The organism is Tumebacillus avium (genome assembly GCF_002162355.1).
Taxonomy (GTDB): Bacteria; Bacillota; Bacilli; order Tumebacillales; family Tumebacillaceae; genus Tumebacillus_A; species Tumebacillus_A avium.
The window spans coordinates 2,806,087-2,829,851 of record NZ_CP021434.1 but is presented as its reverse complement, the minus strand read 5'-3'; the positions used below and the strand labels follow the sequence as shown (position 1 = coordinate 2,829,851).

Annotated in this window: 24 protein-coding genes and 1 pseudogene; 7 read left to right on the top strand and 18 right to left on the bottom strand. The window is 55.8% G+C overall.

Features of this window, described 5'->3' with window-relative positions; all coding sequences use genetic code 11:
- Positions 1-20 precede the first annotated feature (20 nt).
- Complete coding sequence (locus CBW65_RS13535) at positions 21-1,175, bottom strand: class I SAM-dependent methyltransferase (RefSeq protein WP_157721942.1); 1,155 nt, start codon at positions 1,173-1,175, stop codon at positions 21-23.
- Between the two features lie 64 nt (positions 1,176-1,239).
- Here CBW65_RS13535 and CBW65_RS13530 point away from each other — a divergent pair, with 64 nt between their 5' ends.
- Together CBW65_RS13530 and CBW65_RS13525 are read left to right on the top strand one after the other, a co-directional pair.
- The gene (locus tag CBW65_RS13530) at positions 1,240-1,716 is read left to right on the top strand and encodes a GNAT family N-acetyltransferase (protein WP_087459238.1); all 477 of its coding nucleotides are present in this window, start codon (positions 1,240-1,242) and stop codon (positions 1,714-1,716) included.
- Positions 1,717-1,819: 103 nt separating this feature from the next.
- Entirely contained in the window at positions 1,820-2,068 is a 249-nt protein-coding gene (locus tag CBW65_RS13525; protein WP_087457302.1) for a hypothetical protein, read from the top strand.
- 116 nt (positions 2,069-2,184) lie between these two features.
- On the opposite strand, the gene CBW65_RS13520 is transcribed toward CBW65_RS13525, so the two are convergent.
- The 7 genes and pseudogenes from CBW65_RS13520 to CBW65_RS13490 form a co-directional block, all read right to left on the bottom strand.
- Positions 2,185-3,351: a CapA family protein gene (locus CBW65_RS13520; RefSeq protein ID WP_232463325.1), complete on the bottom strand. Its 1,167-nt coding sequence runs from the start codon at positions 3,349-3,351 to the stop codon at positions 2,185-2,187.
- A 103-nt stretch (positions 3,352-3,454) separates the two neighbouring features.
- The gene (locus CBW65_RS13515; protein WP_157721941.1) at positions 3,455-4,711 is read right to left on the bottom strand and encodes an MFS transporter; all 1,257 of its coding nucleotides are present in this window, start codon (positions 4,709-4,711) and stop codon (positions 3,455-3,457) included.
- 774 nt (positions 4,712-5,485) lie between these two features.
- Positions 5,486-5,797, bottom strand: a complete 312-nt coding sequence (locus tag CBW65_RS13510; RefSeq protein ID WP_087457300.1) for a hypothetical protein — start codon at positions 5,795-5,797, stop codon at positions 5,486-5,488.
- A 12-nt stretch (positions 5,798-5,809) separates the two neighbouring features.
- Positions 5,810-6,834 (bottom strand): annotated as a pseudogene (gene splB, locus CBW65_RS13505) (spore photoproduct lyase).
- Positions 6,835-6,852: 18 nt separating this feature from the next.
- The gene (locus tag CBW65_RS13500; protein WP_232463324.1) at positions 6,853-7,344 is read right to left on the bottom strand and encodes a divergent PAP2 family protein; all 492 of its coding nucleotides are present in this window, start codon (positions 7,342-7,344) and stop codon (positions 6,853-6,855) included.
- A gap of 78 nt (positions 7,345-7,422) precedes the next feature.
- Positions 7,423-8,499, bottom strand: coding sequence for a M42 family metallopeptidase (locus CBW65_RS13495; protein ID WP_087457299.1), 1,077 nt, complete (start codon positions 8,497-8,499; stop codon positions 7,423-7,425).
- A gap of 147 nt (positions 8,500-8,646) precedes the next feature.
- The gene (locus CBW65_RS13490; protein ID WP_087457298.1) at positions 8,647-8,880 is read right to left on the bottom strand and encodes a helix-turn-helix transcriptional regulator; all 234 of its coding nucleotides are present in this window, start codon (positions 8,878-8,880) and stop codon (positions 8,647-8,649) included.
- 172 nt (positions 8,881-9,052) lie between these two features.
- Between CBW65_RS13490 and CBW65_RS13485 the strand changes: the two genes are divergently transcribed.
- Entirely contained in the window at positions 9,053-9,460 is a 408-nt protein-coding gene (locus CBW65_RS13485; RefSeq protein ID WP_087457297.1) for a helix-turn-helix domain-containing protein, read from the top strand.
- 123 nt (positions 9,461-9,583) lie between these two features.
- On the opposite strand, the gene CBW65_RS13480 is transcribed toward CBW65_RS13485, so the two are convergent.
- The gene (locus CBW65_RS13480) at positions 9,584-10,219 is read right to left on the bottom strand and encodes a DUF2306 domain-containing protein (protein WP_087457296.1); all 636 of its coding nucleotides are present in this window, start codon (positions 10,217-10,219) and stop codon (positions 9,584-9,586) included.
- An 89-nt stretch (positions 10,220-10,308) separates the two neighbouring features.
- Positions 10,309-12,093 carry a B12-binding domain-containing radical SAM protein gene (locus tag CBW65_RS13475; protein ID WP_087457295.1) on the bottom strand — a complete coding sequence of 595 codons (1,785 nt, stop codon included), beginning with the start codon at positions 12,091-12,093 and terminating at the stop codon, positions 10,309-10,311.
- 81 nt (positions 12,094-12,174) lie between these two features.
- Between CBW65_RS13475 and CBW65_RS13470 the strand changes: the two genes are divergently transcribed.
- Positions 12,175-12,504, top strand: coding sequence for a YunC family protein (locus CBW65_RS13470; protein ID WP_087457294.1), 330 nt, complete (start codon positions 12,175-12,177; stop codon positions 12,502-12,504).
- Between the two features lie 63 nt (positions 12,505-12,567).
- Here the strand turns inward: CBW65_RS13470 and CBW65_RS13465 are convergent, their stop codons facing one another.
- A complete protein-coding gene (locus CBW65_RS13465; RefSeq protein ID WP_087457293.1) occupies positions 12,568-13,815 on the bottom strand; it encodes a glycosyltransferase family 2 protein in 1,248 nt (415 codons plus the stop codon).
- A 193-nt stretch (positions 13,816-14,008) separates the two neighbouring features.
- Here CBW65_RS13465 and CBW65_RS13460 point away from each other — a divergent pair, with 193 nt between their 5' ends.
- Together CBW65_RS13460 and CBW65_RS13455 are read left to right on the top strand one after the other, a co-directional pair.
- On the top strand, positions 14,009-15,007 hold the full coding sequence (locus CBW65_RS13460) for a CotS family spore coat protein (RefSeq protein ID WP_157721940.1): 999 nt from the start codon (positions 14,009-14,011) through the stop codon (positions 15,005-15,007).
- A 36-nt stretch (positions 15,008-15,043) separates the two neighbouring features.
- The gene (locus CBW65_RS13455) at positions 15,044-15,664 is read left to right on the top strand and encodes a DedA family protein (protein ID WP_087457291.1); all 621 of its coding nucleotides are present in this window, start codon (positions 15,044-15,046) and stop codon (positions 15,662-15,664) included.
- A 51-nt stretch (positions 15,665-15,715) separates the two neighbouring features.
- On the opposite strand, the gene CBW65_RS13450 is transcribed toward CBW65_RS13455, so the two are convergent.
- The 5 genes from CBW65_RS13450 to phnC all read right to left on the bottom strand — a co-directional run bounded on the left by CBW65_RS13450 (position 15,716) and on the right by phnC (position 19,681).
- Positions 15,716-16,846: an MFS transporter gene (locus tag CBW65_RS13450; protein WP_087459235.1), complete on the bottom strand. Its 1,131-nt coding sequence runs from the start codon at positions 16,844-16,846 to the stop codon at positions 15,716-15,718.
- Between the two features lie 68 nt (positions 16,847-16,914).
- Positions 16,915-17,193 carry a hypothetical protein gene (locus CBW65_RS13445; protein ID WP_087457290.1) on the bottom strand — a complete coding sequence of 93 codons (279 nt, stop codon included), beginning with the start codon at positions 17,191-17,193 and terminating at the stop codon, positions 16,915-16,917.
- Positions 17,194-17,313: 120 nt separating this feature from the next.
- On the bottom strand, positions 17,314-18,126 hold the full coding sequence (gene phnE / locus CBW65_RS13440) for a phosphonate ABC transporter, permease protein PhnE (RefSeq protein ID WP_087457289.1): 813 nt from the start codon (positions 18,124-18,126) through the stop codon (positions 17,314-17,316).
- Positions 18,123-18,905: a phosphonate ABC transporter, permease protein PhnE gene (phnE, locus tag CBW65_RS13435; protein ID WP_087457288.1), complete on the bottom strand. Its 783-nt coding sequence runs from the start codon at positions 18,903-18,905 to the stop codon at positions 18,123-18,125. Before phnE (CBW65_RS13435) ends, phnE (CBW65_RS13440) begins: the two co-directional genes overlap by 4 nt.
- Positions 18,902-19,681, bottom strand: coding sequence for a phosphonate ABC transporter ATP-binding protein (gene phnC / locus CBW65_RS13430; protein WP_087457287.1), 780 nt, complete (start codon positions 19,679-19,681; stop codon positions 18,902-18,904). Before phnC ends, phnE (CBW65_RS13435) begins: the two co-directional genes overlap by 4 nt.
- A gap of 228 nt (positions 19,682-19,909) precedes the next feature.
- On the opposite strand from phnC, the gene CBW65_RS13425 reads away from it, so the two are divergent.
- Complete coding sequence (locus CBW65_RS13425) at positions 19,910-20,752, top strand: HAD family hydrolase (protein ID WP_087457286.1); 843 nt, start codon at positions 19,910-19,912, stop codon at positions 20,750-20,752.
- Positions 20,753-20,854: 102 nt separating this feature from the next.
- Here the strand turns inward: CBW65_RS13425 and CBW65_RS13420 are convergent, their stop codons facing one another.
- Positions 20,855-22,837, bottom strand: a complete 1,983-nt coding sequence (locus tag CBW65_RS13420; RefSeq protein ID WP_087457285.1) for a methyl-accepting chemotaxis protein — start codon at positions 22,835-22,837, stop codon at positions 20,855-20,857.
- An 87-nt stretch (positions 22,838-22,924) separates the two neighbouring features.
- Positions 22,925-23,755 carry a Cof-type HAD-IIB family hydrolase gene (locus CBW65_RS13415; RefSeq protein WP_087457284.1) on the bottom strand — a complete coding sequence of 277 codons (831 nt, stop codon included), beginning with the start codon at positions 23,753-23,755 and terminating at the stop codon, positions 22,925-22,927.
- Positions 23,756-23,765 lie beyond the last annotated feature (10 nt).

Below are 23,765 nucleotides of genomic sequence, written 5' to 3'. Positions count from 1 at the left end.
CGTACCGGCCCTCCTGTGTCCTACTCATCCAGTGAAAATGTCAGAGCCCCCAGCTTCTCTTTTAGCTGCGCCGCTTCGAGGCCTTTGACCTGAATCAGCACTTTAAACACTTCGCCCAGCGACTGCGGCATAAACAGCGCCAGCATTTTGTGCAGCTCTTCATCGGCCATCAGGTCCATCTTCTCCCGCGCCCGCTTCTGCAGCTCGGCGACTTTTTGCAAGAAGCCGTTGCCGCCGAGAAAATGCATCTGATCGGTAAAACCAACCTCGTACAGCCCTGCATTCTCCCCGCGCCGGATCAAAAGCGAGAAGTCCAGATCGGCCGTCAAATCCTGCTCGCCGACCTGCTCCAGAGGCTCGACCAGCTTCTGCTTCCAAAACGCCCGCACACCTGTCCCTTTGCGGTGGCGCAAGTGTACATCAGGCGCGAGATTGCCGTAGTCGATGGTCAGCACAAAGCCTTGTTCCAGCAAGCTCCCCATCGCTTCGATCACTTCACCCGCCGCCGGACAGACTTCAAAGCGCTCGCCCGGCTGCAGCAGCTCAAGCGTCTCTGCATCGACCAGCTTCAGCAAATTCGGGTCGGACAGCTCCCCCGCCGTTTCGCGGTAGCCCCCACCGTCCGCCGCGATGTAAAATTCCACATAGCTGTCATCCGTCTTGCCCAGCCGGTGCACAGGCAAGGCGTCGAACAGCTCGTTGCTGAAAATCACCCCAACCTGTCCCCACGGCACCTGCTGCAGCGTCTCAAACCACTCGACTTTGTTCCCATGCCCGGCCCCTTCCACGGCAGCCTGCTGCTTCCCGCGAAGCGCCGCCCCCTGCTCAACGATGTGGTAGCGCACCGCCGCGTAAAACGCCGCATCGCGCTCCGCCATGCGCAGGAAATCGACTGCCATCGTGCCGACGCCAGCCCCCATCTCCAGCACGAAAAACGGATCGGGTTTGCCGAGCAGATTCCACATCTGCCAGACCTGCCGCGCCACACAGGCGCCAAAGATCGGATGCACCATCGGCGATGTGTAGAAATCGCCCCTTGGCCCGATCGTCATCTCCGGGCGGTTGTAGTAGCCCGCCGTCGGATGATACAATGCTGTATCCATAAATTCCGCAAAGGTCAGCTTGCCTTGGGCGGACAAAAGTTCTGCCAGCCGTTCGCGCACCACAGCGCTCATCAAAAATAACCCCTTTCCGAACCACTCGATTACCGTTATTGTAACATAAAGGAGGTATTTCCTGATGCTGATCATTCGTCCATCCACTGCTGAAGATGCGGTACAATTGGTCGCCCTCGATAACATCGCCTGGTCGACCGACAGCGCAGTCTCCGACAACAGCTGGAACTCGACCGAAGAATATCTGGACCGCTGCCCGCCCGGCTCGCAAATCGTCGCCGAATCTGAAGGTGTGGTCTGCGGCTATGTGCAAAGCCGCAACCCGACCGGCCTGCCGAGCAACGATCATGTGGCCGAGCTGTCGATCGCCGTACACCCTGACTATCAAGGCAAAGGCGTTGGCCGCCAACTGATGCAAGCGATCGAAGACAAGGCGCTCCGGGAAGGCAAGCGCAAAGTCGCACTGCGCGTACTGGCGACCAACTCTGGCGCCATCGAGTTCTACAAGCGCTGCGGCTACATCGAGCAAGGGCGTCTCGTGCAGGAATTTTTCCTCAACGGGCAGTATGTCGATGACCTGATGATGTACAAACTCATCTAAAAGAGCAACTGAACTAAAAAAGAACGAAACTAAAAAAGGAAGAGCTATTCGCTCTTCCCTTCTTCCAGCGCAAAACAATTTTCTCGAAGGGGTGAATGTTTGCATGCAAATGCCAAAAGAATGGACCGAAACGGAAGTCCCCGAGGGCGGCACCCTGCTGCGCAAAGAAATCTATGAGTACCAAACGGAAAAAGGCGACTTCAACATCGAAGTCTACGAGAATCTCAAAGGCGAATTCTACGCCATCGGCACCCCGGTCGACGGGGACAAGCTGATCGTCTACGGGAGCAACCTCACCACATCCCGCGCCCTCGCCCTTTCTGTCGTCCTCGACAAAATCGAGCGCGAATAGCAAAAACACCTCTCGCCCGCATAAGGCAGAGGTGTTTTTTGTGTAGTATAAAACGTGTTTCTTCATATAATATAGACTCTTACATAATAGCCTCTATTACTTAATAAGTAGATGATTTACTTAGGGAGCGTATTCTTCAGCTCCGGCACCCATTGCTTCATGTGGGTGTTGATCTCCTCGTAGAGCTCCTTGCTTTTCGGCAGCTGTTCGGGAGTCACCTCGGCGAGCGGATACACTTTGTATTGGCGCCAGTTGCGCTTGTGCGTCCAGACCGGCAGGAAGGCCGGATTTTTCAAGGTGATCGTCTTTTCGTCGCCTTGGGTCACCTTCTCCACGTCCAGCTCCAAAATGCCGCCGATCTCGCGGTAAATCTCATCTTGTCCGGAGATGAAATTGCCCAGGGAATAGACCACAAACGACTTACGCCCATCACCATTGTCGATCCACTCCACCGGCTGCAGCACATGCGGATGATGCCCCAGCACGATGTCGACGCCTTCTTTGGTCATCTCCCGCACCAAAGCTTTTTGCTCATCGCTTGGCTGGCGCTGATACTCATTGCCCGTATGCAGGTTCATGATCACCACGTCGGCCTGCTTTTTCGCTTCCCGCACGGCCGCTTTCATCTGCTCCGGGTCGATCAGGTTGACCAGATAGTCTTTTCCTTCCGGCACCGGAATCCCGTTTGTTCCGTACGTGTACGACAAGATCGCAAACGTAATCCCGTTTTTCTCGACCACGCGAATCTGCTGCTGGTCTTCGGGCGAGGCATAGACCCCGACATAAGGAATCCCCAGCTCATTCCAATGCTGCAAGGCGCTGCGAATCCCCGCCTCCCCCGCATCGAGCGAGTGGTTGTTCGCGATCGACACCACGTCGATCCCGGCATCTTTCAGCGCATCGCCCACTTCCTGCGGCGAGTTGAACATCGGATAATCGGACAAGCCGACCTCCACGCCGCCGATCATCGTCTCCTGGTTGGCGATCGCCAGGTCCGGCTTGAGCAGATACGGCTTGACCAGCTCAAACTGATAGCGGAAATCATAGCCGCCATTTGCCGTCTGCGCATCTTTGTACAAAGACGAGTGAATCAAAATATCTCCGATCGCCGCCACCGTCGCCTGCGTGGTCACCGCTTCCGGCTCTTGCTCCTGCTGCGGCGGATTCTTCACCACGTCAGGCGTCTTGATCTGCGTGTTCGGATTCGGCGCGCCGTTTGCGCTGCATCCGGCCGCTCCGGCCGCCAAGAGGATCGTTAAAGCTGTCATCAACACTTTTCCCACTGCACTAGACTCCTTTTTACTCCATACTGTCTTCCAAACATAAGTCGATTATACAAAATAAAACACCTTGCCTGTAGAGGGCAAGGTGTTTTTGTCGCACAGATTACGCTTCCGATTTGCGAATCACCGGATTGAGCAGCATCATCACGACGAGCAGCAGGCCAAATCCGCTGATGTACATGAAGAACTCGCTGATCGACACCATCGCCAGCACCGACCCGGACAAGGACAAGGCCAGCGGTGCGGACGTCATCGTCAAAATCCCGATCGCACTCGACGCGCGCCCCAGCAGTTCGCGCGGCACTTTCAATGCGAACATCGTTGACAGCGGCACGTTGGTCATCGGTGTGCCCAGACCCAGCACCAGCATCAGCACCGTTGCGATGTAGAAGTTCTCCACAAACGCCAGCGCCAGGAACGCCACCAGCAAAAGCACGATCCCCGTGATGACCAGCGCGATCTTCGGCCAGCGCGTCAGGTAGCCAAGGGCGATCGACCCGAGCAGCACCCCGGCAAAATAGGTGATCTCAAACACGGCCAAGCCGGTCGCGCCCATGTCGGACACCTGAAACGCATACATCGGAATCAAAACACCGCTTGGCGCCAGCAAGAGGTTGAGCAGCACCACATAATAGACCAGCGATTTCAAAGTTGGATTGCCCATGATCGTCTTGTAGCCTTCTTGCAGGCTTTTCTTAAAGATTGCGAAGTTCAGTTTGCCTTCGACGACCTTGGTCAGCTCTTCGTTGCGAATCAAGGAGATCAGGAGCAGCGACAGGAAAAACGTCACCGCGTTGACCAGAAACGCCAGCCCCATATCGATAGCGACCAGCAGTCCGCCCAGCGCCGGAGCGACCAGCGAGACGATCGTATTGGTCGAGGAGGACAGCGACTTCGCCTGCATCAGCGCGTGATCCGGCACCAGAAAGCGCACCGCCACCGAGCGGGCCGGCGTAAAGAACGCCGTAAAGGAAGCGAGGATCACCGAAGCCACGATCAGCATCCACGGCTGCAGCCACTCCAGATACCACAAGGCCACGACGGCCGCCACGACCAGTCCCCGGTAAAAGTCGGCTTGCAGCATATACTTGCGCTTGTTCCCCCGGTCGACCATGACCCCGGCAAAGATCCCAAAGATGATCGCCGGCACCATCTGCGCCACCAGCACGGTGGACATCATCAACGCCGATCCGGTCATCTGCAGCATCGCCCAGGCCAAGGCCAGCCGATAAACCCCTTCTCCTAAATCAGAGACAAACTGTGCTCCTAATAGATAAAGATAATGACGGATCGAAAGTAACTCTTTGTAACCCATCGGTTTGGGTTCGGGCAGCGAAGTGTTGGTTTGTACGTTAGCCATCATAAGTCCCCTCTTTAGAATCATTTTTAGTCAGAATTTTCACTTTACTCGATGTACGTTAAAGTTATTTACTACCGCCTTGACTATGAAACTATTATAACGCAAATAAATTTTTCAGAAAATACTTGCGTTTAAACTATTTTCATGCCAGAATGTAGTCAACAGCAGGTTAACACTTACGAGACAGCTTAACATGTAAGGGGGTGCCACACATGGAGCGCAACATCAAAATCACCATCACCATCGAATTCTAGAACTAATTCAAAGCATTCTAAAAAAAGAAACGAAATATGGGGCTAAGGGGTGAAAATTCATGGAACGTAACATCAAAATCACCATCACCATCGAATTCTAATCCTTAATTACCGGGGTTTAAATAAAATAACTTGCCGGGGGTGACATTCATGGAGCGCAACATCAAAATCACCATCACCATCGAATTCTAGAACCTAACCGTCCTGATTTAACATAAATAAACGACCGGGGGTGACATTCATGGAACGCAACATCAAAATCACCATCACCATCGAATTCTAGAACTTATACCGTCCTGATTTAAAATTTAAAAAACAGAATTGGGGTGACATTCATGGAGCGCAACATCAAAATCACCATCACTATCGAATTCTAGAACTTATTCCCGTCCTGATTTAAAATTTGAATCATAGAATTGGGGTGACATTCATGGAGCGCAACATCAAAATCACCATCACTATCGAGTTCTAAGAAACAAAAACGCCTTCTCCTCGGAGAAGGCGTTTTTTCTGTTTTGGCTTAGACGTTGGAGCTGTCGTCGTAATCGGCGCGGAAGCCGTCTTGGGCAGCAGCCAGCGGCTGGCCGTTGCCGTCTTCGTCTTTGCGGCCGGTGTTCACGCCTTGCTGCAGCTGGCTGCCCAGCTCTTCCACCTTGTTTTGCATGCCTTCCTCTTGCGCCGCCTGGCGCGCTGCGTCGAGGCCTTTTTCAATCACATTTTGATTTTCTTCCACTTTGTCGTCCCCCCATCGGTTCTTATAGGTAAAACTTTCATCGGTTGCTGCTTCAAACTCTGCCATCAGGGCATTTCGGATGCCGTCTCGTTCTGCCATTTCCGCATCCTCCTAAGTGAAATACTCAATTTTGGCCTGTGGAAAGTATTCCTCAATCAGCCCCGAAGATGCAGATTCAGCTTGTCCGCATCGCTGCCTTGATAGACCCACTTGCCCCGTCCGTATTTTCCGTACTTGTATTTGCGCTTCTCTTCGTCCATCTCCAGCTTCGTCGCCGGGTAATTTTGCAAAATGATCCGCTTTGCCGTCGCCGTGAAGCGATGCTGGATCAACTCGAACGTCAGGTCTTGCTTCGCTTCCGGGATCAGCTCCCGGCTCAGGCGTTCGAACAGCTCCGCATACCCGTCTTCCCAGCCGTCATAGATGATCAAAGGAGCTACGATAAAGCCCAGCGGATAGCCCGCTTTCGCCACTTTGCCGGCCGCTTCGATCCGCGAATCAAAATGCGCGACGCCCGGCTCAAAATTTTTGATCACATAACGCGAGTTGATCGAAAAACGAAACCGCGTTTTGCCGTTATGTTTGGCATCCAGCAGGTGATCAACATCGTCGTATTTGGTGACAAAACGTAACTTCGCCAGGTCCTGCGCGCCCATGAACTCGATCATCCGCTTCAAATTGCCGGTCAGATGCTCCACTGCGATCGGATCGGATGTGCAAGCTGCTTCGAATGTGGTGATTTCCGGCGCCCGCTCGTCGATATATTTTTGCGCGTTGTCGAGAATTTCGTCGATGTTCACGTAGACCCGCACGTACGGCTTCTTGCCCATCGTCGTCTGCAGATAGCAATAATGGCAATGTCCCGGGCACCCGGTCGAGACGGGCAGGGCATAATCGGCCGAGGGCTTTGACGTGTCCAGCTTCATCGTGCGCTTGACGCCAACGACCAGCGTCCGTTTGGCATTGGCGTACGCTTTGGACGGCGTATCGCCCGGAATCCCGGTCACGCGGTTATGGGATGAGGTGACTTTGATCGGGATATCGGTGGCTTTAAAACGGCGATACAACGCATCTCCGACCGGGTACTCGAGCGCTTTTGGTTCGAAGAAGACCAAATCAGGCTCAAAACGCGTCATCAGGAAAACTCCTTTGCTCTAAAAATACAGCCAGTGCAGCGCGATCCCGAGGGCAATCCCATACGCCGCCCCGCCCGCCACTTCGATCGGATGGTGGCCAAGCAGTTCTTTGAGCTGCTTTTTCTTGCGCCGCAGCTGGCGGCGGGAAAACTCCGGGTCGTCCGTTTCAATATGCTGGTCAAACGCCGTTTCCAAATCATTGATTGCGATCGCCTGCTCGCCGGCATGACGGCGGATGCCCATCGCATCGTACATCACGATCAAGCCTAAGATCACCGCCAGCGCAAAAAACGCCGAATCCAGCCCTTGCTGATAGCCCACCGCCGACGCCAGCGCCGTCACCCCTGCGGAGTGCGAACTCGGCATGCCGCCTGTGCCAACGAATCGCTTCCAGTCCCACTCGCGGTGAAACAAAAAGTGCAGCGGAATCTTGATCAACTGAGCGGTCACGATCGCCGTGAGCGCAGCGACCAGCGGGTAATTGTCCAGAACACCCAACGAGAACGTCACCCCTTTCCCCACGTAGTATGGGCAAAATAAAAAAAATCCCTCATCCGAAAGGATAAGGGATTGCTGGAGCCGCGAAACTTACCAGTTATGAATCGCGTCCACCGTTTTGCGGTCGAGCTTTTTAATCACCGCGACAAGCAGATCTGCCGCCTGCTCCCAGTCCTTTTTGGACAGCAGCGCGGTGTGCGAGTGGATGTAACGGGTCGCAAAGCCCAGTGCGATCGTCGGCACGCCGTGGTTGGAGATGTGGAACTTGCCGCCGTCCTGGCCGCCGCCGGTCAGCGCATCGACCTGCAGGTTGATGCCGAGTTCCTTCGCCGTGTCGTGCACGAGGTCGCGCAGCGGCACGTTCGGGATCATCGAGGTGTCGTAGATGAAGCTGAGCGGACCCTCGCCCAAGTTGCAAGACTGCTGGTAGCCTTCAAAACCCGGGGTGTCGTACGCCACGCCAACGTCGAGCGCAAACGCGATGTCCGGCTGAACGAGGTTGGCGAGGACGCCTGCGCCGCGCAGCTGGATCTCTTCCTGTACGGTCGCGCCGCCAAACAGAATGTTCGGGTGCGATTCGTTTTGCAGACGGCGCATCACTTCGACCGCCAGACCGCAGCCTGCGCGGTTGTCGAGCGCTTTGCCGACCCAAACGTCGCCGTTACGCATCGTGGTGAACTCGGAGATCGGCACGATCATGTCGCCCGGACGGATGCCCATCTCTTCGACATCTTCTTTGGAAGTTGCGCCGACGTCGATGAACATCTCCTTGAATTCCAGCACGCGCTCGCGGTCTTTCGCAGGGAGAGCGTGCGGCGCCTTGGAGCCGACCACACCCAGCACTTCGCCGGTGCGGGTCTTGATCTTCACGCGCTGTGCCAAAACCACGTGCGCCCACCAGCCGCCCATCGGTTGGAAGCGAAGGAAGCCCTTCGATGTAACATATGTAACCATCCAGCCGATTTCGTCGAGGTGGCCGGCAAACAGGATCTTCGGCCCGTTAGCATCTCCGGTCTTCTTGCCGACGATGCCGCCCATGCGGTCGGTGATGATCTCATCGGACACAGGAGTCAGCAGTTCGCGCATCTTGTTGCGCACTTCGCGCTCAAAACCGGGAATGCCGTCCGTATCGCAGAGTTCTTTTATCATCTTGGTTTGTTCATCCATCTCAAAAAGCCCCCTTTTCTTTCCCCATGTAACGCACTACCATAGTATCATGTCCGAAAACGTTTCGGAAAGCAAAATTATATCCTTTGCGCTCTCTTTTATGTTAAACTTAGATCTGTAGTTCTACTATCGTAAATTTCATCCCATTTACATATTGTGCGTATTCCGCACTCTGTCTTCCAAAAAAAGATCCTCCAGTTTCCCGTCGAGCACGCGGGCCAGTTCAAATGCCACCCGCAGCGACGGAGCGTGTTTCCCCCGTTCGATGTTGGCGAGGTAGGCGCGTGTGATGCCAACCGCTGCTGCCAGTTGCTCCTGCGTCATCCGTTTTCCTTTTCGTGCATTGATCAGCCTTTGCCGTGCGCGCAATTCGGTCGTCATGGGAAAACACACCTCCAAAGTGTTGTGCTTATCTCGCACCTCTTACAAACTATCATACGTTTTCCGCTTCGCAACTGTCAATAAGCAAGTGCGTTAGGCGCACAGTTTTTATTCCGCACAACGAATGATAAGATGAAAGACAGCACTTCATCAAGAGAAGGTGAACAAAGCCATGGGTTTTCCGCAGCGTTTGAAAGCGCTCCGCAAAGACAGAAAGCTGTCCCAGGAGACGCTGGCCAAAGAGGTCGGCATCGACCGCACCTCGATCTCGCATTATGAAAACAGCGAAGAGAACGACGAGCGCATTCCGCGCCTTGACACCTTAGAGAAGATCGCCGATTTCTTCGACGTCACGTACGACTTCCTGCTCGGCCGCACCGACGAGGCTCTGGTGAAAGAAGACCAGGCCGTTTACAAAGTCACGCCCGCGGCGGCACATGCGTATCCCGAGGAGATTCAGCACTTCCTCCTGACGCTGCCGGACATGCTCCTGCAAGTCCCCGATGAGGAACGCGAAGCAGTCATTCGCGAGTTGGAACATACCGTACAGACCCGCATCAAAAACAAGACGCGCTCATAAATGAGCGCGTCTTTGTTTTACCGCAGACCTGATCGCATGTCGCATGTCGCATGTCGCATGTCGCATGTCGCATGTCGCATGTCGCATGTCGCATGTCGCATGTCGCGGGCAAGTTCGCTTTTCTTACGCGGCTTGTCCGTTTCGGCGCAACCTCAGGTACCCTTCGGCGACGAAGAGGTTGATCATCCAGCAGGACCAGACGGCGATGACGTACGCGGGGACATATTCCAGGCCAAACGCCTTGTCCAGGACGAGGTTGACGACGTACAAGGTGTTATTGGCCAAGGTGACCGCATAGCTGCGGATCATCCAGCGGCGGTGCGCTTCCACCTGCCGCTTGCGGATCGTGGTGTACGCTTTCACCGTCGCGTATAGCCAGACGGCGGTGAGCAGGAAAAAGCCCACCGTGGCGATCAGACCGCCGGTCGCATGCAGCGCGACATACAGCGCCGGCAGGACATTCAACAGAATCGAGCCGATATACACCTTGCCGATCATCCGGTGCAGCGCCGGACGCTTCACCCGAATTTTTTTCACAAACCCCAGCGGCCCGGCCAGAATCGCCGTCACCGCCAGGATGATGTGCACCCGGATCAGCACCGTCCACAACTCCTGATTAAAGCCATCGCCTATCGTCTTGTACATCAGAAACTTCGAGAACTCCGGATCGGTCATAAAATTTTTCGTCAGCGTATGCAGCGCCCACATCAGCGCGATAAAAAACAACGGATAAATCAGCCAGGAACCATTTTTACGCATGTGGCGGGTCGAACCCCTTTCACAAAAACTCCACCTTCATACATACCACTGCACATGGCCCTCTGGCAAGACAAGTTAGCAGATCTTCATCAACTTTTCACAGAGCTGAGCTCCACCTTGCTCCGCGCACAGGTGAAAAACTGCGGCTCCTGCTTCTGCCCCGGCTCATAATAGGTGATCAGCAGATGCTCTTCGCCCGGCTCAAACGCCATCCCCTTCTCATCGAGCAGTTGGAACGGCACCGTCTCCAAGAGGCAATGCTTGTGAATCTCCTGCTCGCTGAGCCCTAAACGCGCCCACTGCTCCCCGAGCAGCTCCGGTCTGGCCACAACGGCCTGAATGTACTGCTGCGCTTCCGCTTTCTCCAGCGTCCGCTCCCACCAGATGCCGCGCGGTTTGTTTTTAAAGCCGATCAGATAATCGATCTTCATCAAGCCCAGCACCAGATCTTCACGCTTCAGCCCGCGCACTTGCAAAAAGGCCAGCAAGCGGCGGAACAGGTCTTCCACCTGATGCCCGATGCGGTTCCAGCCCTGCTCCTCCCAGTAGTCGCCAAAGTCCTGGAAGAAATCAAACGCCGACGGGAACTCTTCGCCCACCAGATAGCGCACCGTGCGATTGGTGCGGTGCGCATTCCAATACTTCTCCAGCACATCCTCCACCCGCTTGATCCGAATCACATCATCAAACGGCAGCACATCATTGCTCAAAATCTCGTACGGCGCCTTGTCCATAAAGAGATACCCGTACTTGTCCGCATCAAGCCGCACACCAACCCCGCGCAGCATTTTCAAGAAACCGAGCTGCAATTCCTCGATCTCGAGCGCAAACACGTCATTGAACGTCTTCTTAAACGAGTGGTAGTCCTCCTGCGGCAGGCCGGCGATCAAGTCCAGATGCTGATCGATCTTGCCGGTCGCTTTCACGCCAAGCACGGTGTTGGTCAGCTTCTCCCAGTTCTGCTTGCGGTTGACGATCTCGTTGGTCACATCGTTGGTCGACTGCACGCCGATCTCAAAGCGGAACAGCCCCGGCGGCGCATGTTCAGCCAAAAATTCCACCACGCGCGGCTTCAAAATATCGGCGGTGATCTCAAACTGGAACACCACGTCCTTGTGCGTCTGGTGCAGCTCGATCAGATACTCAAAGATCTGCAAGGCATAACGCATGTGGATGTTAAACGTCCGGTCCACAAACTTCACCGTCTTCACGCCGCCTTCGACCAAGCGCAACAGATCGCGCTTCGTGCGCTCGATGTCAAAATAGCGCACGCCGGTCTCGATCGAAGACAAGCAATACGAACAGGAGAACGGACAGCCCCGCGACGCTTCAAAATACACCACGCGGTTGGTCAGCGTCGGGATGTCTTCATCGGCAAAAGGGGTCGGGATCTCATCCAGCTCCAATTTTTCACGGAAAAAGGAGCGTTTCGGCTTCCCTTCTTCATTGCGGTAGACAATCCCCTGCACCGTCTCCAACTGGCCGGCTCCGCTGAACTCTTGCAGCAGGTGGTGGAACGTCTTCTCCCCTTCGCCGATGACGATCGCGTCGGCCGCCTGAATCCGCTCCATCCATTCTTCCGTGTCATAAGAGACTTCCGGGCCGCCGAGGACAATTTTTACATCGGGCAGCACTTTGCGCAGCATCTCGATGATCGGAATCGTCTCTTCGATGTTCCAGATATAGCACGAGAAGCCGATCACATCAGGCTTGCGCTTGTAAATGTCGGCGACCACGTTCATCGGCTGGTCTTTGATCGTGTATTCACACAGATCGATGTTCGGAAAATCAGTTTGGGCAAACGCCCGCAAATAGCGCAGCGCGAGCGATGCATGTATGTATTTGGCATTCAAAGTAGCGAGTACGATTTTCATTTCTTGCCTCCGCGAACTCATAGTGTTACCACGCTGATCATATCGTGATACAGAAATGCATTTTTGACAAGGAGGAGTCTGATGATCAACGTCATCCCTATCCAATTTGGTGATCGCATCGCGCTTGGGATCTCGGTCACTTTGCCCAAGACCAATCTCGTGATGGTCACGACCGAAAAAGGGTATATCATGTGCGGCGCACTCGATGTCGGGCTGCTCAACGAAAAGCTGGCCAGTCGCGGGATCATCGCCGGACGCGCGGTCGGCGTCAAAACGCTCGACGAACTGCTTGCAGCACCGCTGGAATCGACCACGCTCAAAGCGCAGGAGTTGGGCATCGTCCCCGGCACGACCGGCCGTGACGCCATCACCATCCTGCTCGGACTCGACGAAGACAATCCGGTGCAGTAATATATACCTTTCCCCACAAAGGATACACAGAAACACCCCCTGCTTTCGCGGGGGGTGTTGTTTTTAGTTGCTCAACTCATCCAGACGGATGGCGCGGTTATGCACCGTGTGGCTCCACGTCTTGTTGTTTTTCGTAAAGAAAGCAACCAGCGTGATCGGGAACCAGGAAATCAGGAAGATCGGATAGATGATAAGTGCGGCATACGCCCGCCAATTCGCTTTCTCCAAGTACATCGAAAGCGGAAGCTGTGCGTAGAGCAACGCATTGACCAGCACCCAATATTCGGTCGGCAGCAAGACGCGCTGCACGTCGGTGACCGCCCACCAGGACGGCATGACCAGTTGCAGGTACAAGATGATCGAGGTGACGAGAATGATCAACAGACGCATCGGCTGGAACAGGTAGAGCGCCGCATCGAGCATCGCCCAGTTGCGGTTCTTGATGCTCTTGCCAAGCAGCGGCCAGAAGTAGCGGGATGCGCAGTCGAAGTGACCCTGCATCCAGCGCAGGCGCTGGTTCCACGATGCTTTCATCGTGTTTGGCTTCTCATCGTATACTTTCGCGTCATGCGCCCAGGTCGGGTAGATCCCGCGCTGTACGCAGCGAGCCGTAAACTCCACGTCTTCCGTCAAGGAGTGAGCGCCCCAGCCCATTTCCTTGAGCAGATCGGTGTCGATGCAGATCCCCGTGCCGCCCAGAGCGTTGGAAAGGCCCAAGTTGTAGCGCGCGAGCTGCCACATGCGGTTGGTGAAATAGTAGGAGATCGCCATGGAGACGGAAATCCAAGAGTCGTTGGGGTTCTTGGTGTCCAGGTAGCCTTGGATGACGCGGTCGCCGCGCATCAGCTTCTCGTTCATATGAATCAAGAAGTCTTTGGCTGCCAGGTTGTCAGCGTCAAACATGACAACAGCATCGTATTGTTTCTCTTGCTCCCACAGACGCTCCAGCATCCACTCAATCGCAAAGCCTTTGCCGCGCTTCGTATCATCGAAACGTTCAAAAGCGATGGCACCGGCATTTCTCACGATCTCAGCCGTGTTGTCGGTGCAGTTGTCACAGATGACAAAGATATCGTAGAGCTCTTTCGGATAATCCAGACGCTGCAGGTTCTCGATCAGGGGTTCAATAACCTCTGCTTCATTGTGCGCCGCGACGAAGATCGCAAAAGACTTCGCCGGAGCATGGGTAATCGTATCTTTCGGCTTGCGAATGCCGAAAAGGGACACGCCAACCTGATAAGCACTTAAAGCACCCGTCAAACCTTGAAGTGCAATAAACGCACCATCCGCCAGAGTTCCTAATATGCTCATGTAAGTCTTCCCTCACTTTTTCTAGCTCTTGTAAACAGATTGAGTACCAGATACATCCTGAATACACATGCTAACCTACTATAACAGATATGCCAGAGCAGGACAAGTATACGCAGATCATAATAATTTTCCTGTTGAGTTCGCAATAAAATGTAAAAATTCCTGCAAAATAGAATTCGGAGGTGAGCGTCACTTGGTTCCTGTCAAACGGTTGCTCGAAACGCATTGGCAGCTCGCCGTGGAAAAGGTGACAGCGGTAGGTCCCGTCTGGCGCGCCGAGACGGTGCAAGGCGATTTTTGCCTGAAGCGCGGCAAACATGGGCTGGGCCGGCTGTTCTTCGACTACTACGCGATCGAATATCTCTGGAAGCAAGGTTTCACCGGCACGCCGCGCCTAATCCCCACCTTATACGGCAACCCGGTCGTCGAGACCGAACACGGCCACTTTTTCCTGACCGCATGGGTCGGCCGTCCGCTGGATGCTTCATCGCATGCGGAGTGGCTGACCGCAGCCGCCACGCTCGGCGGGTTCCATCACGCGTCAAAAGGCCTCTCCTTCCCTCCTGTCGCCAAGCCCCAGAACTTCTCCGGCAAGTGGGCCCGGCGCTTTGCCGAACGGACGGAAGAACTGCAAGAGTTCTTTGCTTCGCTCTCAACCTCCCGGAATGAATTTGAAGAAATGATCAACAAGGACAGTGCACAGATTCTCGCCCAGGCAGCAGAAGCTGCGCAACGGCTGCAAGCATCCGCCTATGAGCGGCTGGCGCGCGACGTGGACGTGGTGCCGACGCTGGTGCACGGCAACATCAAAGCGGAAAACTTCTCGGTCGACCAGAGCGGCGCCGTCGCTCTCATAGACTTCGACGGCTTCCGGCTCGATGTGCCCGTGCAGGATCTCGCCAACCTGTTCCAAGACGTGTTGCCCGCCTGCAGTTGGTCGCCGGACGCCGCGCTCGAGGTGTTCCGTGCCTATCAGGAGCAGCGCCCGGTCGATCCGGAAGAGATCGACGTGCTGCTGGCGCTCTTGTCTTTCCCGCACAGTGCCTACAAAGAAATCCGCAAGTACATCACCCAGCCGGACCGTCCCCTGCAAAAGTGTCTGCGCAAGTGGCAGCCCGCTTTGCAAGAAATGTATCAGACTCGTGAATTTTTGCAAAAATGGGCAAATCCGCTTAAAAAGTGTGTACAATAGGAAGGAGACTGACAAGACAAGCGAGGTATTGTACACATGCTGCATGCATTGATCGAATGGCTCGCCGCCATTGCGACAGGGCTGATTGAAGCCTTCGGACACTGGGGGATCTTCTGGGGGATGCTGATTGAAAGCGCTTGTATCCCGCTCCCGAGTGAAGTCATCATGCTGTACGGCGGCTTTATGGCAGAAAAAGGCCTGCTGTCGTTCTGGCCGGTTGTCTGGGCCGGTGTTTTCGGCAACTTGGTTGGGTCCGTGCTCACCTACTGGATCGGAGCAAGCGGCGGGCGCGCCTTCCTGATGAAATACGGGAGATACATCCTGATCAACGAAAAGCATATCCACACCGCCGACCGCTGGTTTGCGAAATATGGCGACTGGGCCGCGTTTTTCGGACGCAACCTGCCCGTGATCCGCACGTTCATCTCGCTGCCGGCCGGCATCGCGAAAATGAACTTCTGGAAATTCACCATCTTTACGTTCATCGGCTGCATTCCGTGGAACGTTGCCTTGACCTGGGCTGGCTTTAAGCTTGGCGCCAACTGGCACGCTGTTGAACCTTACATCAAGCCGTTCTCCTATGGCATTTTGGGACTGATCATCCTCGCTGTGCTCTGGTTTATCTTCAAGAACCTGCGCACCCGATTCGCACATTAAAAGACAAGATAAGAAAACCCGCGCCTGCAAACTGCAGAGCGCGGGTTTTTATTAGGAGTTGGCAGGTATTGCTTCGCCTGCGCGTGCCACATAGATGCGATAGATCACAAACGCCAGCACAGACAAGATGATCCCTGCGATGTACGGATAGCCAATCGACAAGGCGTACACCGCGCCGCCCAGCGGCGGTCCGCCGATGCGGCCCAAGGATTCGAACGACGAGAGCAGCCCGGTTGCCTGCCCTTGTCCAACCGTCGTGCGCTTGGTGATCAGCGCGGACACCGCCGGACGGATCAGCCCGTTGCCGATGCCGAAGATGGAAAGGAACAATGCGGCCGTCCAAAACGAGTTGGTGAGCAGGATCAGGCCAAAGCCGATCGCCGAGATCAACAGCCCAAGCTGGATCACCATGCCCTCGCCGCGCTGCTTGATCAGGCGTCCGACCAGACCGCCTTGCACAAACGCGCCGGCCAGCCCCATGATCATGAAGATGTAGCCGAGATGCACCGTGTCCAGTCCCGCCTTCTCCGCTGCGAAGTAGGCGAACGTGCCTTCGAGCGCCGCCAGCGAGAAGGAGACGAAGAACATCAGCACGTAGAGCATCGACAGCGAGCCGGAGAATGCCGCCCAGCGCGATCCGCCTTGCCCTTTTTGCAGGCGCTTTTCAGGCGGCAGCGACTCTTTGAGCACAAACAGGACAAACAGGAACGTGATGGCCGAGACAACACCGGCGATGAAGAATGGCGTCGCATAGCTTTCAGCGGAGAAGATCCCGCCGATCGCCGGACCAAAGATAAAGCCAAGTCCAACCGATGCGCCGATCATGCCCATGCCTTTGCCCCGATTCTCCGGCGACGTGATGTCCGCCACATAGGCCATGACGGTCGGCATGTTTGCCGACGACAGGAACCCGGCGATAATCCGCGATGCGAACAGCATCCAGAGCTGGTCGGACATCGCAAAGAGGAAGAACGACAACGACAGACCGGAGATGCCGATCAGGATGACCGGCTTGCGGCCGATCCGGTCGGATACGCCGCCCCAAAACGGTGCAAACAGAAACTGCATCACCGAGTAGGAAGCCATCAACAGCCCCATCTCAAACGGCGAAGCTCCCAGTTCTTCCGCGAAGAACGGCATGACCGGGATGATGATGCCAAATCCCAGCATGACCAGGAACATGACCGCAAACAAAATGCCCAATGCTTTTTTGTTCACCCTCTAAACACCCTTTCTAGCCTGCTTGCAGGTTAGCGTCCGCGACGGAACGCCTTTGTGAGAAATGCGCCCAGGAATGCGCCGACCAGCGCGAGGACGATGTCGGTCACAACAGGTGTCGATGTGCCGCCGATGTCGATGATCGGCCCAAAGTCCAGGTGCAGCATATGGCCGCCTGCAAACATCAAACCTTGCGCCAGGATGACGCCTAAGATAATCGAAAGCACACGCGGTGCTTTAAGTGAAAACGTGGCAATCAGCGCCGAGATGATCGCAACGCCCCAAGTAAACAGCATAAACGTACCGGACACAGCGAAAAGCCCCCTTTTAGATATGTACCATCTTATTGTAGACTACTTGTCCTGCATCCGCCACTCTTCCCGGATGAGAAAAGCCCGGCCCGCTAAGGACCAGGCTTTTCAGTTCACAATTTAGACAAGACGTTTGCGGATCGAGCCGGACAGGTAGTCGATGAGCATAACGACGACGATGATCCCGACGAGGATCGCACCGACGCGGTCCCAGTCATGGCCGATCAACGCGAACAGGAGCGGCGTACCGATACCGCCTGCGCCAACCATACCAAGTACGGATGCGGCACGAACGTTGATCTCGAACTTGTAGAGCGCGTAGGACATGAACTCCGGCAGCACCTGCGGCAGGACGGCAAACCACATGATTTGGATGCGGTTGGCGCCCGACGCGGTCATCGCTTCGATCGCACCTTCGTCCATGTTTTCGATCGCTTCGGAGTACAGCTTCCCGATCATCCCGATCGAGTGGAAACCGATCGCCAAGACCCCGGCAAACGGGCCCGGGCCGACCGCAACGATGAAGATGATCGCGACGATCAGTTCCGGCAAGGTGCGGATGACGTTCAGGATGCGCTTGCCGACTGAGGAGACCCAGCGGTTTTTCTTGCTCATGTTCGTGGCGGCGAGGAAGCCAAACGGAATGGCCAGCGTCGCTGCGATCGTCGTGCCAAGCAGGGCGATCGCCAAGGTCATGAACATGTTGTCGATAACGCCTTCATCTTCAGTGACAAACGGCCATTCGACATGGAAGATGCCGGAGATGATGTTGCCTGCTACCGGCAGGGATTCGCGAACTTTGGTGACATCGACTTCCATCCCCGAGAAACACCAGGTGTAGAGGACGATGAAGAAGATGATGTACAAAACGAGTTTGATTTTCTGACCGAGCGTCTTCGGCGGCGCTGCCAATGCTTTTTGTTGTTGGCTCATAGCAGTTTCTCCCGGATTCTAGTACTGACCGTATCGATGACGATAACGATGACAAGCGTGAACAAGATGATCGAAGCAACGTGTGTGTACTGGTACATCGCCAGCGCCGTGTTCAGCACGTGACCGATCCCGCCAGCGCCGACGAGACCCAGGATCGCAGATGCGCGCACACAGACTTCGAACGTATAGAACAGATAGGCCATAAACGCCGGCAGTGCCTGCGGCACGACGGCAAAGCTGATAAATTGCATTTTGTTTGCGCCGACGGCGGTCATCGCTTCCAGCGGGCCCGGATCGATCGTCTCCACCGACTCATAGCACAGCTTGGCGATGATACCGAAGGAGAACAAGGTCAAAGCGAGCACGCCCGCGAACGGGCCAAGGCCGACGACTGCAACGAAGATACCGGCAAACAACAGCTCCGGAATCGTACGAACTACGTTCAGAAAGGAACGGGTGATCGTCGTTACGCGTTTGCCAAAGATGTTGTTCGAGGAGAGCAAGATGATCGGAATCGACAGGATCGCGCCAAACGTCGTCCCGAGAATCGCCATCTGCAACGTCTCGAGCATCGGATCGAGGATTTGTATGAAATACTCGAAATCGGGCGGCCACAGCTGCGCCATCATGTTCCCGATGTTCGGCAGGCCTTCGATCAGCTCACCGATGTCTGCATCCACGCCGCGCCAGGAGAACACGTACAGCACAGCGAGGATCAGAAAGATGATCGTATATTTCAGTTTTGATGGAGCTTTGATGTTTTTTTGCTGCTTGCTCATACGCCTTCCTCCACAGCGCCGAGAAGCTCGTCTTTCTTGATCTGACGACCGTAGATGTCGGAGAACACCTCGTCGGTCGCCTGTTCCACCGGGCCGTCAAACACGACTTTGCCGGCGCGCAGGCCGATGATACGGGTGCCGTATTCGCGTGCCAGGTCGAGGAAGTGCAAGTTGACGACGGTGGTGATGCCGAGCTCGCGGTTGATGCGCTTCAGGTCGTCCATAACCTGACGGGTGGTCAGCGGGTCAAGGGATGCGACCGGCTCGTCCGCGAGAATGATCTTCGCTTCCTGTGCCAAGGCACGAGCGATGGAGACGCGCTGCTGCTGGCCGCCGGACAGTTCGTCGGCGCGCGCATACGCTTTTTCTTTGATGTTGACGCGATCGAGTGCATCGAGTGCCAGTTCCACATCGCGCTTCGGCCAGAGACCGAGCAGGGTGCGCATGGTGCCGTGGTAGCCGACGCGTCCGGAGAGGACGTTGCGGATCACTGACACGCGCTTGACGAGGTTGAAGCTCTGGAAGATCATGCCGATGTCACGGCGGAAGCGGCGCAGTTCAGCACCTTTTGCTCTGGTGATCGACTCGCCGTCGATCAAGATCTCGCCTTCGCTGATCTCATGCAGACGGTTGATCGAGCGCAGCAGCGTCGACTTACCCGCGCCGGAGAGCCCGACGATGATCACGAATTCACCCGGATGAATGGTCAGATTGATATTATCCAGGCCGACAGTCCCATTGGGATATACTTTTTTCACGTTCTTAAATTCGATCATTCTCTTCCCAACTTTCATTTCGGTCTAAGGTTTCAGTAGTGATGGATACCACGTAGTATGAGCTTGCAAAAGGGGATTGTATCCATGGAAAGGCAAGTACCATTGTATCTAAAAGCGCTTTCAAAAGAAAGACAAACTTTGTAGTTTTTCGACGTTTTTCTCGGTTGACTGATTCAGATTCGACATTTGCGTTATAATAAGGGAACAGGAAAGGAAGGGATTGTGCAAATGGATCTTTCACGCGTCAACCTGATCGTCTATGATTTGGACGGCACGCTTTATGAAGACACTCACCACTTTGACTACTACGCAAACGAGCTGAAGAAGCGTTTGCCGGAAGATGTGCAGGCGAAGTTCCAGGCCGAATATGATGCGGCGCTGGAGGACAAGCACCCGCTGCGCATTGGACGTACATATGATGCCAACCGCGATTTGATTCTGGTGCAGTTAAAAGGCGATGTATCGGAGGCGTTCCACTGGGACGGCACGCCGCTTCCCAAGGAGGAAGTGGAGCGGCTGTACCCGGAGAAGGTCACCGTCAACCTCGAAGACATGTTTTCGATCGGCGACATGTGGTGGGTGCCGGGCTGCATGGCGCGCCACTACGGGCTGACCGATGCCGGCACGAGCGAAGCGTTCCTCGCGACCCGCGAGTTTATGATGGGGCCGGATTTCCACATGAACCGCATCCCGGGGCTGATCGAAGCGATCTCGGCGTCCCGCGCGGGCGGCGTGAAGCAGGTGCTGGTCACCAACTCGCCGGAAGTGGATTCGACCAAGATTCTCGAGAAGCTCGGCCTGCTCGATTCGTTTGATCTGAAAGTGTTCACCGCCCGCAAGCCGTCCGGCACCAAAGGCGTTTTTGCGCGGATCAAAGAGCAGTTTGACCTGCCGTACGAAGGGTTCCTCTCCGTTGGCGACAACTGGGTCAACGAGATCCTCCCGGCGTTTGAGCTCGGCTGCCAGACCGTCTACATCGACCCGCACGGCATCGGCAAAGGCTGGGAATGCGACGAGCGCGTCACCTCGATGGAGCAGGCGCTCCCGTTCATCACCAACGCAGGCAAGTAAGTTCACACGCACAAAGGCACACAGGCGAAACTGCCGGTGTGCCTTTTTCGCAGGCAATTCTGCACAGCAAAAGGCACGGGAGTCTCCCGTGCCTTTTGTGCGCTACATTTTGAATTTCCCGGCGTTCTCTTGGAGTTCTTCCGCGAGATCGGCGAGGCTGTTCGAGTTTTCGGCGATGGTGTGAACCATCGCGACCATCTCTTCGGTGGCGGCGGTGGTCTCTTCGACGCTGGCGACCATTTCGGACGCCATCTCTTTGACGCCAAACACCGCTTCCGCCCCCGTCTCGGTGATCGTTTCCTGCTTGCCCGCTTCCCGGCGGATCTGGGCGATCTGGCCCTCGACCGCGCCGATGTGGCGCAAGATCTCCGCAAACGCCGAACCGGTGGCCTGCACCGCGTCCACTCCGTCCGCCAGACGGTGGCGCAAGAGCCCCGTCGTCTCGCCCACGTCGAGCACGCTGTGCTTGATCCGCTCGACGAGCACTTCGATCTCCTCGGTCGTCACACGGGTCTGGTCGGACAGCTTGCCCACTTCGCTCGCCACGATGGCAAATCCTCGCCCGTGCTCTCCCGCCCGCGCCGCTTCGATCGAAGCGTTCAGCGCCAGCATCCCGGTCTGCTTGGAGACCGCTTTGATCCGGTCGACCATCAGGATGATCTCCTCGGCGACCGACTGCAGCGCCAGCACTTTCTGTTCGCTCTCCTGCGAAGACTGGGAGATCTCCCCCATCGTCCCGATCGAACGGTCGACGAGCTGCTGCCCGTCTCCCGCCGCCGCCTTCATCTGTCCGGCCGCATTTACAGCCGTCTCAGCATGGCCGGAGATCATCTGCGCCTGATCGGACAGCGTGTCGAGATGTCCGGCCGCCTCGCCGACCCGCTCAAACGTGCGGTCGACCAGCGAGCGGATATCTTCCGCCGATGCCGCGATCATCTGCAGCGAACCCCGCGCCTCTTCGGTGGAAGCGGCAAATTCCCGCGAGTTCTCCGACAGATGGTACGAGCCTTCATGCACGCCTTGGACCAGCGTGCGCAGCCCGTCACGCATCGCCAGAAACGCCTGCGTGATCTCGCCGATCTCATCTTGACGCTTGCTGCCGGTCAGCAGAACCGCTTCCTTGCTGTTCGTCAGGTCGCCCGATGCCACCCGCGCCATCTCGCCGCCGATGCGGCGCAGCGGACGGGACAGCGAGTTATAGAACAGCACCGCGAGCAGACCGCCGATCCCCAAGAGCAGCACGCCGGCCACCGCAGCGGTGAACAGCAGCTTCTCGCGCAGCTGTGCGCCGGTCTGCGAGATCGTCTCCGTCGCCAAAAATCCGATTGGCTGCCCATAGATGTCGAGCAGTTGATCCGCGCTCTCCGTATGCTGCCCCTGCTTGGAAGCGGTCGACAACACCTGCGGCTCAGCCGATCCCTTGACCTGCTGCGCCAAGGCGGCTGCTGTGCTCTGGTCGAAAGCCGAATTGGTCGAGACGACCTTCTCCCCGTCAAACACGGTGATGTCCGTCTTGTTGACCTCCTGCACCGTCTCAAGGAACTTCTCGTTCACATCGCGGGTGAACATCAGCACGCCATTGGGCTGTGCCGTCCCCTCTTCGTTGGTGACTTTCGACAAGGTGACCATCTGCAGGCCGCGCTCCGAGCGCACCAGCCCGGTCAGGCTCATCTCTTTGCCCATTTGTTCGATCATCTTCGGCAACTGGCTGTCCAGATTGAGCGGCTGATGCTCCTGTTTGGCCAGCACTTCGCCGTCCAGATCGGCCACATAGACCGAAGACAAGGAAACCACCACGTCGATCACCGACAGCACGCTGTCTTCCAGGAAGGCGGTGTCTCCTTCGGCGATCGCGGTGTGATGCTCTTCCCAGTACGCATTTGTCTTCGCATTGGAAGACATCTGCGAACCGATGAAATCGAACATCTGGTGCGCGGCCGTCAAGTTGCTGACCCCGCGCTCCGACTCGATTGTTTTCAAGCTGTTTTGCAGATCAAAATAAAACCAGAACCCCGCGATCGACAGCGGGACGATTAGCGTAGATAAGATTGTAACTAAAATTTTGGCAGTGATTGATTGTCTCATGATGGAACGCCCCTTTTGCCCCACGACTTTAGTCCCATCAGAGTATTCTACACGTGCGAAATTTACCCTTCTTTCAAACTAAAGAATTTACTTTAACATCCGTTCGCGGATCAAATAAGCGACGCCGTCTTCATCGTTGCTTTTCGTCGTCCAGTCGGCCGCCTGTTTCAGCTCGTCCACGCCTTGTCCCATCGCCACGCCAAGCCCGGCATAGCGAATCATCTCCAAGTCGTTGGCATTGTCCCCCACGGCGACCACTTCGGCCGGCGTGATGCCAAATTCCTGAGCCAGGTGGTCGATGCCCGACGCTTTGCTCGACGCGTGATCGAACATCTCCAGGAAGACGTAGCCCGGAAAATCATAGGTCGAGACAAACATGTTGAACTTATGGTCGTCGATCTTCTTCAAGTCTTCGATCAGCGGATACACTTTGTCCGGCGTGTCGATCAACAGCACTTTCAGTGGATCAACGCCGGTCACAGTGCGGAAGTCGTCGACCTGCTTCGAGATGTTCGGGTCGCGGTTGACGAACAGGTAGGCTGCGTCAAAGCCGGGATCGCGGTCATAATAGGTATCGATTCCTTCAAACGTGTGCACAAACACGCTCGACCACAGGCCATGCCCGCGGATCACGTCGATCAGTTTATGTGCCGTCGCATGGGGCAGCGGGCGGTGCAACAGGGTCTCCCGCTTCAGCGGATCGGCGATCACCGTGCCGTTGCCGAGGATGACCGGGACGCTGACGCCCAATTCCTCGATCAAAGGCAGCACGCCGCGCAAGTTGCGCCCGGTGGCCAGCGTGACGATCACGCCTTGCTCATGCAGGTCGCGCACCGCCTGTTTTACCCCGTCGGTCAGGCGGCCTTCCGAGTTGAGCAATGTCCCGTCGATATCCGATACCAGCATTTTGTAGTTCATGGTGTAAAGT